Origin of the sequence: Streptomyces sp. AA4 (genome assembly GCF_000158875.1) — a bacterium.
Classification (GTDB): Bacteria; Actinomycetota; Actinomycetes; order Mycobacteriales; family Pseudonocardiaceae; genus Amycolatopsis.
The window spans coordinates 7401346-7416300 of the sequence record NZ_GG657746.1 but is presented as its reverse complement, the minus strand read 5'-3'; the positions used below and the strand labels follow the sequence as shown (position 1 = coordinate 7416300).

Annotated in this window: 10 protein-coding genes and 1 pseudogene; 5 read left to right on the top strand and 6 right to left on the bottom strand. The window is 67.8% G+C overall.

Annotation, left to right across the window (positions count from 1 at the left end):
• Positions 1-386: 386 nt before the first annotated feature.
• The 3 genes and pseudogenes from SSMG_RS33700 to SSMG_RS33690 form a co-directional block, all read right to left on the bottom strand.
• The gene (locus tag SSMG_RS33700) at positions 387-1046 is read right to left on the bottom strand and encodes an LppA family lipoprotein (protein ID WP_009083539.1); all 660 of its coding nucleotides are present in this window, start codon (positions 1044-1046) and stop codon (positions 387-389) included.
• Between the two features lie 8 nt (positions 1047-1054).
• A pseudogene (locus SSMG_RS47830) lies at positions 1055-1953 on the bottom strand (alpha/beta hydrolase).
• 1683 nt (positions 1954-3636) lie between these two features.
• Entirely contained in the window at positions 3637-5397 is a 1761-nt protein-coding gene (locus SSMG_RS33690; protein ID WP_009083533.1) for a chitinase, read from the bottom strand.
• A 296-nt stretch (positions 5398-5693) separates the two neighbouring features.
• On the opposite strand from SSMG_RS33690, the gene SSMG_RS33685 reads away from it, so the two are divergent.
• The 5 genes from SSMG_RS33685 to SSMG_RS33665 all read left to right on the top strand — a co-directional run bounded on the left by SSMG_RS33685 (position 5694) and on the right by SSMG_RS33665 (position 12451).
• Complete coding sequence (locus tag SSMG_RS33685) at positions 5694-6230, top strand: YbaB/EbfC family nucleoid-associated protein (protein ID WP_037715722.1); 537 nt, start codon at positions 5694-5696, stop codon at positions 6228-6230.
• A 5-nt stretch (positions 6231-6235) separates the two neighbouring features.
• The gene (locus tag SSMG_RS33680; protein WP_037715719.1) at positions 6236-6562 is read left to right on the top strand and encodes a type VII secretion target; all 327 of its coding nucleotides are present in this window, start codon (positions 6236-6238) and stop codon (positions 6560-6562) included.
• The gene (locus tag SSMG_RS33675) at positions 6559-10956 is read left to right on the top strand and encodes an RHS repeat-associated core domain-containing protein (RefSeq protein ID WP_100266962.1); all 4398 of its coding nucleotides are present in this window, start codon (positions 6559-6561) and stop codon (positions 10954-10956) included. The genes SSMG_RS33680 and SSMG_RS33675 overlap by 4 nt, the downstream gene beginning before the upstream one ends.
• Before the next feature lie 2 nt (positions 10957-10958).
• Positions 10959-11396, top strand: a complete 438-nt coding sequence (locus SSMG_RS33670; protein WP_037715715.1) for a hypothetical protein — start codon at positions 10959-10961, stop codon at positions 11394-11396.
• An 89-nt stretch (positions 11397-11485) separates the two neighbouring features.
• A complete protein-coding gene (locus SSMG_RS33665) occupies positions 11486-12451 on the top strand; it encodes a LysR family transcriptional regulator (RefSeq protein ID WP_037715713.1) in 966 nt (321 codons plus the stop codon).
• On the opposite strand, the gene SSMG_RS33660 is transcribed toward SSMG_RS33665, so the two are convergent.
• From SSMG_RS33660 to SSMG_RS33650, 3 genes are all read right to left on the bottom strand, one after another.
• Entirely contained in the window at positions 12441-13328 is an 888-nt protein-coding gene (locus SSMG_RS33660) for a hypothetical protein (RefSeq protein ID WP_009083523.1), read from the bottom strand. The two genes, SSMG_RS33665 and SSMG_RS33660, sit on opposite strands and share 11 nt — an antisense overlap.
• Positions 13329-13517: 189 nt before the next feature.
• Positions 13518-14069, bottom strand: a complete 552-nt coding sequence (locus SSMG_RS33655) for a helix-turn-helix domain-containing protein (RefSeq protein ID WP_009083521.1) — start codon at positions 14067-14069, stop codon at positions 13518-13520.
• A gap of 39 nt (positions 14070-14108) precedes the next feature.
• On the bottom strand, positions 14109-14942 hold the full coding sequence (locus SSMG_RS33650; RefSeq protein ID WP_009083519.1) for a LysR family transcriptional regulator: 834 nt from the start codon (positions 14940-14942) through the stop codon (positions 14109-14111).
• Between the last annotated feature and the right edge of the window lie 13 nt (positions 14943-14955).

Sequence of the window (14955 nt, the reverse complement as noted above, 5' to 3'; positions counted from 1 at the left end):
GGCTCGGCAGGTGGGTCGAGCTGGGTGGTGAACAGTAGGCTGAGGGCTGGCCGGACGTCGGCCCTTGTCGCGGTCCCGGGTCCTGCGCTCGATGCATAGCTTCAGCACCGCGGTGCCGGCGTCGATCATGGGCATGGTGTCCGTCTGAGGCCGGAGTCCTGGTCTGGCGGTGCAGTAGCTTTCTTCTGACACGCTGGCGCGGTCAGGATATGTTCAGCTTGAACGTTCGAAGTTGCCGACTTCTGCGGGGCAGGCAGCGTCACCCGGCCGACGACGTTTCGGGCGAGTAACTCTTCGCGGATGGCATTGCGCTGCACAGACAGTCCCGGACCAGTCCCGGATCTCCTCGATAATCCATCGCCGATGGCACCTGTCCTGTCCGCGCGCTAGTAGCTGGGTGTTGGCGGGATGTGTCCGAGTTTCTTGGTTTCGGCGGTGAGATGGCAGCCGATGGAGATGCTGAACACGGTGTTGACGTGGCTGCCGAATTGAAGAGAGCTGCCGTCTTTGTAGTTGTGGAAGACGGCGTCGTGTGAGCCCGGGGTGTCGTGCAATCGCTGCGGGCTTGCGGTGAATCCGTGTTTGGTGACGACTGGTCCGATAGCAGCCAGTGCTTTTTCGTAGTCCGCGTCCGAAAGCGTTCCGGGTGCGACGTGGTTTTCCAGTCGCAGTGTTTCCGCGGCGGAGTCGAGGTTCGGGTGGTCGGCACCGCAGGCGGCGCGGATGGGTTGGTCGGCGACGTTCCATTGTTTGAGCGCCGGAACTTGGCTGCCGAGGGCAGTCTGGAGCTCGGTCGCCATCTGCTGGTATCGCTGTGCGGCTTGGTCGATGTCGGGCAGCTTCATCAGTTCGGTGAAGGAGGTGTTTGCGTCCACGCTTGTTCCCGGGTCAAGAGGATCGTTGGAGGTTCCGCAGCTGCTGAGCAGCAGGACGGCGGCTGCGGTGAGGAGCGCGCGCTGGGGCCGGCGCGTCTGGGTCGGTCCGTTCGGCACATGGTTCGGCCGGCACGTCTGAGTTTCTGGCTGCTGAATGTGGTTAGTGGTCACGAGCTGTCCTACCGCGGGGGTGGTGTAGGCGTGGCACCCGGCGGTGACGCGACGGGCGGAGGTGGCGTTGTCTCTGGCGGGGAGGCGGGAACGCCGGGTGGGATGGGGCGCACGTCCGGCGGAGGGGGCGGGGGTTGGTAGGTGACAGCCAGGTCGTTGTGGCCCGTGGTGATCGCGGCCATGTTGTACAGGCTCGTGGACTGGTTGTCGAGGTAGCCGCTGTGGTCGTAGCTGGCGTTGAAAGGGCCGACACTGGTCATGCTGGCGTCGGTAGATAGCTGGTGGTAGTTCGGCACAGCGCTGGGACTGTAGTAGGGGCTGGGGCCGAGCGTGCCGTGGACGGTCGGCACGAGGTTGTCGCCGGTGTTGTGTTCGGAGTAGAGGTGCCCCGCAGGCACGTTCAGGTGGTCCGCACCCTGACCCGGCGAGCCGAACAGAACGGCGTCGTTGACCGGGGTGTCGTGGCTCAGTGCAAAGCCGGTAGTGACGGAACCGTAGGAGTGTCCGAGGGCAGTGAGGTGCAGCGGCGTGTTCGTCGCGCCATGCGCTGCGCCGATGCCGTTGTAGAAGCGGGCGAGGTTGTCGCCCCCGGCCTGGGCGGCAAGCGGACTGGCGACCGATTGCGTCGGGTCGACCAAGCCGCCGTCCGCCTGCGGTGCCTGGTAGCCGATCCACGTGACTGCGGCGGTGGGCCCACCGCCATACGCCGCTCGATGGTGTTGCCTGTAGCGACCAGGTCCGCCATGTTGTTGTCGTATCGGCCGAGGCTGCCGTCGACGGTGGTGGTGAAGCCGGGCGTGAAGACCGCGACGTTGGTCGCGGTGTCGACGTTGCCAACGGCGACGGCTGCTTCGACCCGCGGGTGGGTGGCATCGAGGAACAGCAGCTGTCGTCCGCCTTTCGCCATGGTCGTCTGCACCGCGTCGAGTGAGTGCAGTTTGGCTTCGACTGCGGCGATTTCGTCGGCGCGGATCTGCATGTCGTACTCGCCGAGAACGGGGCCGTCCATAGGTTTGCGGAGTTCGGCGAGTTGGCGTTCCAGGTCGGCGCGGATCACTGGGAGACGAGCCAGGTTGGCTTGCGACCGGACGCCGCCGGGCAGTCCGTCGAGGTTGCCGAGCCAGTCCGGGTGGTCGCGCAGGAGGATGGCCTGTCCAGCGGGCGAGAGAGAGTTCCACCAGCCGGCGTTCTGGGTCGGACTGCCGTCCTTGGGCGGTTCCAGCAGGGTGAGGCCGGGGTCGAGCGAGCCGTCGGCGGCCGCAGCGGTCACGGTGCCTTCGTCGCCGGTGCCGAAGCCGCCCTGTTGCGCGCGCTGCAGGACGGAGGCGAGGTCGCGGTCGATGTCGTCGGCGGTGCGCAGTGCTTGGGCGATGGCGTCGCTTGCTTCGGCCTTGGCGCGGGCACGGTCCTCCGGGTGCAGCTCCGGTGGCGCTTTCCCCTCGGGATAGAGGTCGGTGACTATGCCATTGTCAGCGATTTGGTAGCCGTACTTGCGGGCGAGTTCTTCGGCTCCGGCGATGGCGTGCTGGATGCCGGTGATCGCATCGGAGGCCTGCCCTATGGCCTTGCCGACGATGCTGGCTCCGGCGGCCATTTTGTCGATGCGGAACATGAGGCTGCGGTGGGCGGAGCGGGCGTTGTCCGCGGCGGGGCCGGACCAGCCCGCGACCGGAATGACTTTGCCGAAATCATCCCCGGAATGGGTGAGTACTTGCAGTCGTTGCTGGACGTTTTTGAAGATCTCGTCGAGCTGGCCGGTGTTCCAGCGTTTGACGTCGAAAAGGCCGACCATTACTGCGGTCCCCGCATGGTTCCGGCGCGGTTGATGCCACTATGTGCGGCCTGGTCGCTGGCCTGGTAGTCGCGGGCGGCAGTTGCGAGGTCGGTGCCGAAGCGTTCGGCGTCGGTGCAGCAGGTGGTGAAGTCCGACTCCCAAGACTGACTGAAGGACGTGGCTGCTCCGCCTGCTGCGCCACCGGGCAGCGCGCTGCGGAGCTGCCCGGTGGCTCGGCGCAGTGTGCGCTGCGCAGTACCCCCGCCGCGTCGGTCGCGGCTTTGCCTGCGGCCCTCAGTTCGTCCGGAACCGTACGGAACCCCATCTGCGTACCCTCCCGTAGTCGCTCCATCACGGTACGGGACAAGATGGTTCGTCTCAACGATCGCGGGCGTGGTCGAGAGGTCCTGCTCGACCACCGTGAGTAGAACTACCCGGCTGTTTCCTGGGAGGAGTGCTTTTCCGTGGGTTCGACCTGCGAGAAGGCTTGGCAACTAACTTGTCGAGGCGTCTAGCCAACTCGGCAGGTGCTTTCGGCGGAACTGTAAGACGAATCCGATTAGCGCGTGCGCGGAAGTCTGCCGGGCGAACGCAACGGTTTCGACGCCGCTCGCGAGTTTGTTCGGCAGGCTTCTGGCCCAGGTGGCCGGAGAAACGCTGATCGGGAGAGGTTTCCTCCTTGGCCTCGCCTGCCTCACACCGCATGATTCGAACACGCAACGCATGCATGACGCGGTGCGTGAGCTTGCCGAGCGAGAGGCCTTCGGCGGCAAGTTTCCCGATGGCCTGTGTGGTAGTCGGCGAAGAGAACCGCGGTTAGCCGAGGCCGTCCAGGAACGGGCGGTGTGCGTTCTGGAAAGCCCAGCCGTAATACCGATCCCAGTTCACCGACCACGTCATCAACCCGCGCAGTGCGGGCGACGCGCCGCCGCGCAAGGTGTAGGAGCCGCAACCCGTTCCGTGGGCTAGGCAGGTTACTGCGGTTTGGACTTCAGACGGAGAGACGTAGCCGTTTCCTGCGCTGACGGCGGCGGGCAGGCCGACGGCGATTTGGTCTTCTCGTAGGCCGGGGAAGGTTTGGCCGGTGTTCGCGACTTTGAAGCCGGACTTCAGCATGTCGGTCATGGCGATCAGGAAGTCCGCGCCGCCCATCGTGTGGTACTGGTTGTCCAATCCCATGACTGGGCCCGAGTTGTAGTCCTGTACGTGCAGCACCGTGAGCGAGTCGCGCAAAGCGTAGATGACCGGCAGGTAGGCGCCGGTTCGGCTGTCGCCGCCGCCGGAGCCGCCGTAGAACTGGTAGCCCACCTGGACGAAGAAGGTTTCGGGGGCCATCGTCAGGACAAACTTGGCTCCGTAGCGGGCTTTCAGGGTTTTCAAAGCCGAGATCAGGTTGACGATCACCGGCGTGGTCGGGTTGTGGAAGTCGGTGTCGCCCGAGTTCAGGGACAGGGACTGGCTTTCGAAGTCTACGTCCAGGCCATCCAAGCCGTATTTGTCGATGATCGACGCGACGGAGTTGACGAAGTTGTCGCGGGCGGCGGTGGTCGTGAGTTGGACTTCGCCGTTTTGGCCGCCGATCGAGATCAGGACCTTTTTGCCTTGCGCCTGCTTCGCGCGAATGGCGGCGATGAAGTCGGCATCGCTTTCCACGCCGGGGCATTCGGCGGTCGAGCAGCGGTTGAAGCGGATGTCGCCGGAGGTCACGGAGGTGGGTTCGGCGAAGGCCAGGTCGATGATGTCCCACGCGGCCGGGACGTCGGCGAGCTTCAAGTATCCCGAGCCGTTCGCGAAGCTTGCGTGGACGTAGCCGATCAAGGAGTGTTTCGGCAGGCCGGTGCTGGTGCAGCCGGTGGTGGTCGCGGAAACCGCTGCGGTGTGGGCGGATTCGGCTTTGTCGTTGTAGGCGGTGACCGAGTAGCTGTGCGAGGTGCAGGCGGTCAGGCCGGAGAGCGTCGTGGAAGTGCCGGGCACGGTGGCGCGCAGGGTGTTGTCTTCGTAGACGCGGTAGCCGGTGACGGTTCCCGCGGCGGCACCCCAGGTCAGGGCGATCGAGGTGTCGGTGACGGTGCCGACTGTCGGGGTTCCGGGGACGCCAGGGGAACCGGGGGTGTCGCCGCCGGGTCCGTCGAGGACTACGTCGTCTGCGTAGTACGTGCCGGCGCCGTACCAGCCGTGCAGGTACAGCTCGGCGGACGTTTGGTTCGCCGTGGTGGTGAAGGACAGCGAGAGTTGGCTGTATGCGGAGGCGTTGGTCCAAGTGGAGGAGCCGCCGGTGACGCCCAGGTACACCGGGGCACCTTGGACCCAGGCGGAGACCGAGTAGGTCGTGTTGGGGCGCACGGATACTGTTTGGGTGCATTGGCCCTGGTCGGAAGCGCCAGGAGTGACGGCTAGGGCGTAGGTTCCCGAATGCACCGGCGTCTTCACGGCCGCGCCTGCCGGGCACATCCAGCCGGAGGTGGAACCGGTCTCGAAACCGGGGTTGGCGAGCAGGTTCGCGGCTTGTGCTGGTCCGCCGACGACCAAGCCGGCTGCGGCTAGCAGGAGCACGACGAGGAAACGAGCACGCTTCATTGCGGTTCCTCCGGTCCGATCCGACCCCCGTGGTCGATATTGTCTAGACCATTCACTGAGTTGTCCAGACCTATCTGACCGACGAAAGTCGGCTTCCCGGCGGCTCAGGCGGGAGGTGGAAGCCCCGGGCGGAGGTGCTGTCGGCGACCGGAGGGCTCCGGACAAAGTGACTATCCGGTGGCGAATGCGGCGAAATGGCTTCGGCTATTCGAGTTAATCAGGCTGATCCGCCCGTCCTCGCCGGAATCCCGATGGTTTCCTCGGGGTCTCGAAACCGTAGATCGGGGGGCTGGGGGATGAGCGATCCGCTGTCCGGCGGGGCGGGCGACGCGGCGGCTCGGGTGGACCAGATGGTGGCGCAGGCGAAGCAGAAAGCCCAGCGGTACCAAGCGATGCAGGCGGCGGTCGGGCAGGTCTCGGTGACCGAAACCGGCAAGGACGGGCTGGTCACGGTCACCGTCGACTCGGCGGGGAACGTGACCGATCTGCGGATCACCGACCAGGTCCGGGAGCTCTCCGGGGCGCAGGTGGCCGCCGCGGTACTGACGACCTTGCGGCGGGCGCAGGCGCGGCTGCCGGACCGGCTCGGCGAGGTCATGGCCGAGACGATCGGCGACGACCGGCAGACGGTGGACACGATCGTCGGCAACTACCGGGCCAAGTTTCCGGAGCCGGAACCGGAAGAACCAGACCCCGGCGAGGACCGGAACGTCCGGAATCTCGGTGCCCTCGAAGAAGAATCCGCCCCGAAGCCGCCTCCGGTGCGCAGGCCGCCGGGCGACTCCGACGAAGGCGACGACGGCTTCGGCCAATCGTTCATGACACGGGGATGAGTCCGATGACAGGTTCCAGCGGTTACGAGGTCCACCCGGACGAACTGGCCAAGCACGCGAAAGCCGTGGAACAGGTCGGCAAAACGCTGGGGCAGGCGTTGTCCGCGGCGGAGCAGGTGACGATGGGCGTGCAGGCGTACGGCATGATCACCGGCCCGCTGTTCGTGCCGATCGTGCTCGCGGTGAGCGCGCCTGGGCTGGCGACGCTGGCGTTGGCGCAGCAGGCGATGGGCCAGGTGGCGCAAACGGTGAACCAGGCCGTGACGACCTATCAGAACGCCGAGCACAACCACGCGCAAACCATCGCCGGTCTCGGGAAGAAGCTCTCGTGAGCAACCCGTTGGTGGCACAGCGGCAGGATTCGACCACCTGGCACAGCGGGATCAACATCCTCGACGACGCCGCGGGCGTGTACGACGGGGTGCAGTCCGGTTCGTGGGTCGACGCGGGGATCTCCGCGCTCGGGGCCGGGCTGGACATGCTGACCGTCGTGATGAATCCGGTCGGCACGCTGATCTCCTACGGGCTGAACTGGCTGATCGAGCACGTGAAGCCGTTGCAGGACGCGCTCAACCAGCTGGCCGGGGACGGCGACCAGATCTCGGCGTATTCGGAGACCTGGAAGAACATCGGGAAAGCCACGCAGCAGGCGGCGAAGGATCTGGCCGCGACGGTCCAGCAGGACACCGCGAACTGGAAGGGCGCGGCGGCCGACGCGTACCGGGCGAATATCGGGAAGAAGATCGACCACATCAACGCCGCCGCGACGTGCGCGAACACGATCAGCACGGTGGTCGAGGTCGTCGGCGTGATCACCGCCGCGGTGCGCTGCCTGGTCCGCGACATGATCACCCAGGCGGTCGGCGACTTCATCCAGGACGCGCTGGAGGAGGTGTGCTCGCTCGGGCTCGGCACGCCGGTCGTGGTCGCGCAGGTCGTCGAGCAGGTGTCGGCTTGGCTGGAGAAGATCGGCGCGCTGATCAAGAAGCTGATCAATTCGGTCGAGAAGCTGCGGCCGCTGATGTCGAAGCTCGAGGAGATCTTCGCGTCGATCAAGAAGGTTCTCGCCGAATTGCACGGCAGGCCGGGTGAAGGCGATGCGACCCACGTGTCCTCGGCCGACGAACCGCATTCCGGCAAGCCCGGCGAGCACAGTCCCGGCGACCACGAACCGCCCGGCGGAAAGGACGGCACCGACCCGGCGAGCGCGAACGCTCCGGGCGACGACGGCGCGAATCCGGGCAAGCCCAAGGGAAACGACTCCGATCCGCTCAGCCAGGACGGCAAGAAACCCGGAGCCGAACAAGAGGCCAACGGACGCTGCGGCGGCCGGGAACCGATCGACCTCGCCACCGGCGACATGTTCCTGGTGCAGTTCGACGTCACGCTCGACGGCGTGCTGCCGCTCGTGCTGGAGCGCACGCACATCTCGGCTTACCGGTCCGGCCGGATGTTCGGCCCGTCCTGGGCTTCGACTCTCGACCAGCGAGTGGTCACCGACGGCGAGGCCGTCTACTACGCGGCACCGGACGGTGCCATCGTGACCTTCCCCGCGCCACCGGCGGACGGGCGGCCGGTCAGCCCGCTGTTCGGACCCCGCTGGTTGCTCACCCGGCGGCCCGACGGCTTCTCCCTCGACCGCACGGCTGACGGAACCACTCTGTATTTCCCCGCCGGCAACGGAAACACCGCGCATCTCGCCCGGATCGCGGACCGCAACGGCAACGAGATCGTGTTCGTGCGCGACGACACCGGGGTCGTGACCAACGTCCGGCATTCGGGCGGGTACGAGGTGCTGGTCGAAAGCTCGGCGGGGCTGGTGCGTTCGCTGCGGCTGGGCGGGACCGCGGCGGACCCGATTCCGTTGGTGAGCTTCGATTACGATGAAGCTGGCAGGCTGCGGGAGGTCGTCAACTCGTCGCGCAAGCCTTATGCCTTCGCATACGATCACGCCGGCCGGGTAACGAAATGGGTGGACCGGAACGGGGAATGGTATTCCTACGAATACGACCACCGCGGCCGGTGCGTCGCCACCGACGGATCCGGCGGCGCGGTGTCCGGCACGCTCGAGTACGACGACGAAAACCGGCTGACCGTCGAGACCGATTCGCAGGGCCGGGTCACGCGGCACTGCTTCAACGAGCGGCGGCAGCTGATCCGCCAGGTCGATCCGCTCGGCAACGAGACCCGCCAGGTCTGGGACGGCTACGACCGGCTGGCCGCGACGGTCGACCCGCTGGGCCGGACCACCGCCTACGGCTACGACGACCGCGGCAACCTGGTGACGGCGACACGCCCGGACGGCAGCCAGACCCTGGTCACCTACGGCGAGTTCGACCTTCCAGTGGTGCGGATCGATCCGGACGGCGGCGTCTGGCGCTACGCCTACGACGAGCGCGGCAATCCGGTCGCGCTGACCGATCCCGCCGGCGCGGTCGTCAGCTACGGCCGGAACGAACGCGGGCACCTGACGTCGGTCACCGACGCGCTGGGGAACGTCCGGCGGATCCGGGCCGACGCGGCCGGGCTGCCGGTCGAGATCACCGATCCGCTCGGCGGCGTGACCCGCTGCGTGCGCGATCCGTTCGGCAGGCCGAGCGAGATCAGTGATCCGCTCGGCCAGGTGCGGCGGTTCCGGTGGACGGTGGAGGGCAGGCTCAGTTCCCGGACGATGCCCGACGGCAGCGTCGAGCGGTGGATCCGCGACGCGGAGGGCAACGAGGTCGCCTACGTCGACGCGCTGGGGCAGACGACCAAGACGTGGCTGACCCATTTCGACCTGCCCGCCGCGCAGCTCGAACCGGACGGCGGGAGGTACGAATTCCGCTACGACACGGAAATGCGCCTGCTGTCCACGACCAATCCGCAGGGCCTCGTCTGGTCTTACGAGTACAACGAGGCCGGGAAGCTGATCCGGGAGATCGACTACAACGGCCGGGAAGTGCGGTACGCCTACGATGCCGCGGGGCAGCTGACCAGCCAGACGAACGGGGCCGGCGAGACCGTCGAATTCCGTTACGACCTGCTGGGCAACGTCGTCGAACGGCGGCACGCGGGCGGGGTGTCGAGGTTCGAGTACAACGCGGCCCGGCAGGTCGTGCGCGCGGCCAACGAAGCGTCGGAAGTGGTTCTGCAGCGCGATCCGCTCGGCCGGGTGCTCGCGGAAACCGGCAACGGGCGGACCGTCTCTTCCCGCTACGACGCGGCGGGCAGGCGGATCGCGCGCCGGACCCACGCCGGTGCGGAAAGCTGGTGGGGTTACGACGCGGCGGGCAGGCCGACCTCGTTGCGCACCGCGGCGCGCACGATGTCGTTCAGCTACGACCCGGCCGGGCATCTCGTGGAATGGCTCCTCGACAGCGGGGCGATGCTGGCCCAGTCCTGGGACAGCAACGACCGGCTGGTCGCGCAGACCGTGAGCACCGTCGCCGGGCGGGCGGGAGCCGCCGGATCGGCGCGGCGTACCCAGCACCGCGCGTTCCAGTTCCGGGCGGACGGGGTGGTCTCGGCGATCGAGGACCAGCTCACCGGGGCGCGCCGGTTCGACCTCGACCCGCTGGGGCGGGCGACCCGGGTGACGGGTGCTGGCTGGCACGAGTCGTACCAGTACGACGCGAGCGGGAACGTGCGGCACGCCGAGCACGGGCATCCGCACGCGGCGAGCGCGTTGTCCGGCCCGCGCGGCTACGCCGGCACCTTGCTGCGCGAGGCGGGACCGGTCAGCTACCAGTACGACGCACAGGGCCGGGTCGTGCTGGCGCACAAGAAGCGGTTGTCCCGGCCGCCCGCGGTCTGGCGCTACTCCTGGGATCCCGACGATCAGCTGGTCGAATTGGCGACTCCGGACGGCGTGCGCTGGCGGTACCTGTACGACCCGTTCGGCCGCCGGATCGCGAAACTCCGGCTCGCCGCCGACGGTTCGGTCGCCGGCCGGGTGGATTTCCTGTGGGACGGCCACGTGCTGGCCGAACAGGTCGCCGCGGGCCGGGTGACGACGTGGGACTGGGATTCCGCCGAGTTCCGTCCGCTCGCCCAGCGCGAACGGACGATCGCCGCGGACCGCCCGCAAGACCGGGTCGACGAGGAGTTCTACGCGATCGTCACCGACTTCGCCGGTGCCGCGACCGAGCTGATCGACCCGGGCGGAAACGTCGCCTGGCACGCCGACCGGACCCTCTGGGGATACCGCGCCGGGGCAAGCCAGGGTGGCGTTTCCGTGCCGATGCGGTTCCCCGGCCAGTACCACGATGAGGAAAGCGGCCTGTACTACAACTACTTCCGCTATTACGACCCGGAGACCGGCCGGTATGCCTCGCCCGACCCGCTCGGCCTGCACGGCGGCGACAACCCGCACGCGTACGTGGCGAACCCGACCAGCTGGCTCGACCCGTTCGGGCTGTCGGCCAACCAGCGGCGCTGGATCGACCACAGCGACGGCTGGCGGCTCGGCATCGACCGGTTCCCGATCGGCGGCGGTTCGGACTTCGAGATCCACGTGTACCGCAACGGCGAGGAGAAGGGGCTGTGGGGCAGCGAGGGCTGGTTCAACAAGCACGGCAAGCCCGCGTCCGCGCCGGACGATATTCCGCCGCATCTGGAAGGTAGACTGCGCAACCTCTCCATCGAGGAGATGCGCCGGGACGGGCGTCTTCCGGAGAAAGGCCGCGCCGATCTGTCCGGCGACAAGTGGAAGCGGCCCAGGATCACCGGCAAGTGCAAGGAATGAACATGAAGTATGTGGCGCTGCCCTTCGACGCGACCCAGTACCTGGCGAAACTGCCGGAGCTGGCGGACGAGCTTCCGCCGGGGGCGCGGGAGTTCGCGACGGACCCGCACCACTACGACTTCAGTTCCGCGTACTCGGTGAAGGACCTGAAGCTGGCCGGAATCGACTACGCGGACCAGGGTGAGACGGTCGACGTCGTACTGCGGTTCGCGCACAGTCCGTTTTCGCACGCCGCGCCGCTCGAGATCCGGTACCAGGACGTGCTGACGTTCTCGGTGGAGGTCGGCGAGAAGCAGCCGGAGATCGTCCGGCTGGGCACCCTCGCGCTGGACGAGATCCTGCCGCACGAGCACGGCTGCAGCCACGAGATCGGGTTCCACGCCGGGTCGGTTTTCGTGGTGTGCCGCGACTTGACCGCCGCCTGGCAGCCTTCGGAGTGAGTTTCCGGCCGAGTACCGACTCGCGTCGGTAATTCCTCCCGATCTTCGGCGTTACAGTGACCGGGCGAGGGGTCGCGGCCGGAGGAGTCATGGAGCTGGAACTGCGCCACCTGCGCGCGCTCGTGGCCATCGCCGACACGCACAGTCTCATTCGCGCGGCCAAAGCGTTGCACGTGTCTCAACCTGCGTTGTCCGGGTTGCTGCGGCGCGTCGAACGGTCGGTCGGCGGGAGTCTGTTCGCGCGATCGCCGACCGGCTGTGTGCCGACGGCGCTCGGGGAGGACGTCGTCGCGGACGCACGCGCGGTGCTGGCCGGGATGTCGGCGCTGACCGAGCGGGCGGGCGCGCGGCGGGAGTCGGCGGGGGCGGTTCGTCTCGGCGGGTACAGCGGGTTTCTGCATCTCGCGTTGGCAAGGTGGTTGCGGGATCAGCCGTGGTGTCCGTCGGTCCGGGTGCACGAGGAACAGGACGAGGCCCGGACGTTGGCGGCGCTCGCGGACGGGGACCTCGACCTCGCGCTGATTTACCTCGCGCCGCTTCCGGATCGGCTCGTTCCGGACGGCGTCGAGAGTCTCGTGGTACAAGCGCGGGAGCCGGTTTTCGTGATTCTGGCCGAAGAGCATCCGCTGGCCGCGAGCGGCGAGATACCGCTGGCGGAACTTGCCGCGTATCCCTGGGCGGACGATCCGCCGTGGACGACCCGATGGTCGGTGTACCTGCAGGAAGTCTGCCGACAGCACGGCGTGGTGCTGGATCAGCCGCACCGGCCGCAATGTCTGGCTACTTTGCTGGATCTGGTGCGCGAGGGCATGGCGGTCGCGCCGGCGTTGGCGACGCGGGAGGACCGGCAGGACGGGATCGTGGTGCGGGCGATCGAGGACGCGCCGCTGTGGCAGGAGCTGCGGTTGTGCTACCGGCCGGGCACGATGGTCGCGGACCGGGTCGGCGAGATATCTCAGCAGGTGGCTCGTGATTACGCCAACCGGCAGGGGTGCAGTGCCGCGTTCGACCGCTGGTGGCACCGCACTCCTGCCGGGGCGGGGGCTAGACGGTGACGCGCCAGTTGCTGTTCGGCGTCGGCACCTCGAACTGCAGCGACGAGCAGCTGTAGTCGCTGGGGTTCGGGTTGGCGGTCGGCTGCAACGGCGAGTTCGACTCCGTCGCGGGCGTCCACTGGCCGCCGATGCGCAGTTGCAGCTGGCTGGATTCGAACACCTTGCCCTTGGCGTCCGAGCAGTAGTAGGCCTGGCCGGTCGACGGGTCGACGGTCGAGTACAGCTCGAAGATGTCCCAGCCCTCGTTGAGGGTGCTCTGGTCGCTCCCGCTTTGCGAGAACAGGTCGTCCCACTTGCCGGTCTTCACGTTGTAGAGCGAGGCGGTCCAGCTGTTGGCGCCCGCGTCGGTCTGGACTTCCTGGACGGTGAACGCCGGGTGTCCGTCCACTGTGGACGTGTAGGTGGACAGGAACGAGTCGTCCAGCGGGACGACCTTCGCGGGTCCGACTGTCCCGCACCAGTCCCAGGCCCAGACCTGACCGCCCTGGTCGAGCCCGTACGCGGTGACGACCTCGATGCAGGAATGCCCGGTGGGCTTGACCGTCGGGGCGTAGACGACGTCCGCGCTGTTCGAGAGGCGGAGATCGGGAACGACACTGTGCGTGACGAGAATTCCGTCCGCGCCGCTGGAAAGTTGTGGTTCGGGGCCCCAGAAAGTGTGCTGCTGCGCGTCGAGCCGCGGTTTGACCGAGCGGCCGGCCTTTTCGTGGCGTAACCGGAGGAACTTGTCCGCCGCGGTCCCGGCGGCGGCCTTCGCGGCGGCGCCGGTCAGCCCGGGCACCACCCCGCTGTCCGGAGCCGCGGAAACCGGCGGGCTGCCGGCGACGACGGCCGCGGCCGCCAGGGCGGAAGTGAGCAGGGCGAAGAGTTTCCGCATCGGTGCATCTCCTCGTCGTAGGCGAAGGAAACGCGCGGAGGGAAAAGGGGGTCCGTCCGCGGGACACGGATGTTAGGTCGGGATTTTCGGTGCCAGGCACCGACTTTCGACGGGGTGTTCGGGTCGGCGCAGGTCAGCGCGGGCATAAGTTTTCGCGCGCGCCCGAGGTTATGCCGCCGAACGGAGCAATCAGCGCGTCCTGGCCCGGACGCGGATGCGCTCGCCCTGTTTGCCGAACATGCTGAGGATTTCGACCGGCCCCTCGCCGGTGCTGCCGAACCAATGCGGAATCCGGGTGTCGAATTCGGCGACCTCGCCCGCCTTGAGGACGACGTCGTGGTCGCCGAGCACGAGCCTGCCCTTGCCGCTGAGCACGCAGAACCACTCGTGCCCGGGATGAGTGCGCGGGTCGGGCTCGCATCGGGCGGCGTCGAAGATCATCTTCGCCGACTGGAACTGGCCGGGCCGCTGAGTGAGCGGCACGACGATCCGATCGCTGCGCGTGACCGGCTGCAGCGGCGAGGTGCCGACCAGTTCGTCCAGCGGGACCCGGTGCGCGCGGGAGATCGGGAGCAGCAGTTCGAGGGTGGCCTTGCGCTGGCCGGATTCCAGACGGGAGAGCGTGCTGATCGAGATGCCGGTCGCGGTGGACAGCTCGTCCAGGGTGCAGTTACGTTGCCGCCGGAAGTGCCGGAGCCGGGGGCCGACCGCGGCGATGATGTCCTCCACGCAGGCCAGCATGACACTCCGCGCCGCCGGGCGGCACGGAATTACCGCGCTTCACCGAACCGAATCCAGTGCCGCGCGGACGAACGAAGCCACCTGGGGCCGCCGGTCCTGTTCGTTCCACGCGAGTACCAGCTGGCTGGGCGGGGCGTCCCCGATCGGCACGCAGACCACCCCCGGCGGAACCTGGTCGACCAGCGAGCGCGGCAGCACCCCGACCATCCGCTCCAGCGAGACGAGGTGCAGCAGCTGAACCACGTCGGCCACCTGGGGGCCGGTTCCTTCGACGCCGGGCACGCCCTTCCACGACGGCAGCGTTTCACCGTCCAAATCGGACAGCCGGACGGACGAGCGTTGCGCCAGCCGGTGCGTGCTGGGGAGGATGGCGACGCGGTCCTCGGCGTGCAGGGGTTCGGAGGCGAGCCCGGTCAGGTCGTCGAACGGGACGAACAGGAGGCCGACGTCCGCGCGGCCGCTGAGGAGGAAGTCGGTGCGGTCGGCGGGGCCGCTGAAGAGGATGTCGACCTGGTGGGCGTCGGGATGGCGGGAGTATTCGGCGAGGATTCCGGACAGCAGTCCGGCGTCGCCGCCCGGTTTGAGCACCAGGCGCAGGTGGCTCTCCCCGGCGCGGCGGGCGTTGCGGGCGGCGGCGCTGACCGCGTTCAGTGCGTGTCGTCCGTGTTCCTGCAGCGCCTCGCCGGCCGCGGTCAGTTCGACATGGCGGCTGGAGCGCGTGAACAACTGCACGCCGAGCCGGTTTTCGATGCGCTGGATCGCCTTCGACAGCGCGGGCTGAGCGATCGACAACCGCACGGCGGCGCGGCCGAAGTGCAGTTCGCCGGCGACTGCCAGGAAGTACTCGAGTTCGCGCGTCTCCAGTTCAGCCATGCCTCCAGGTTAT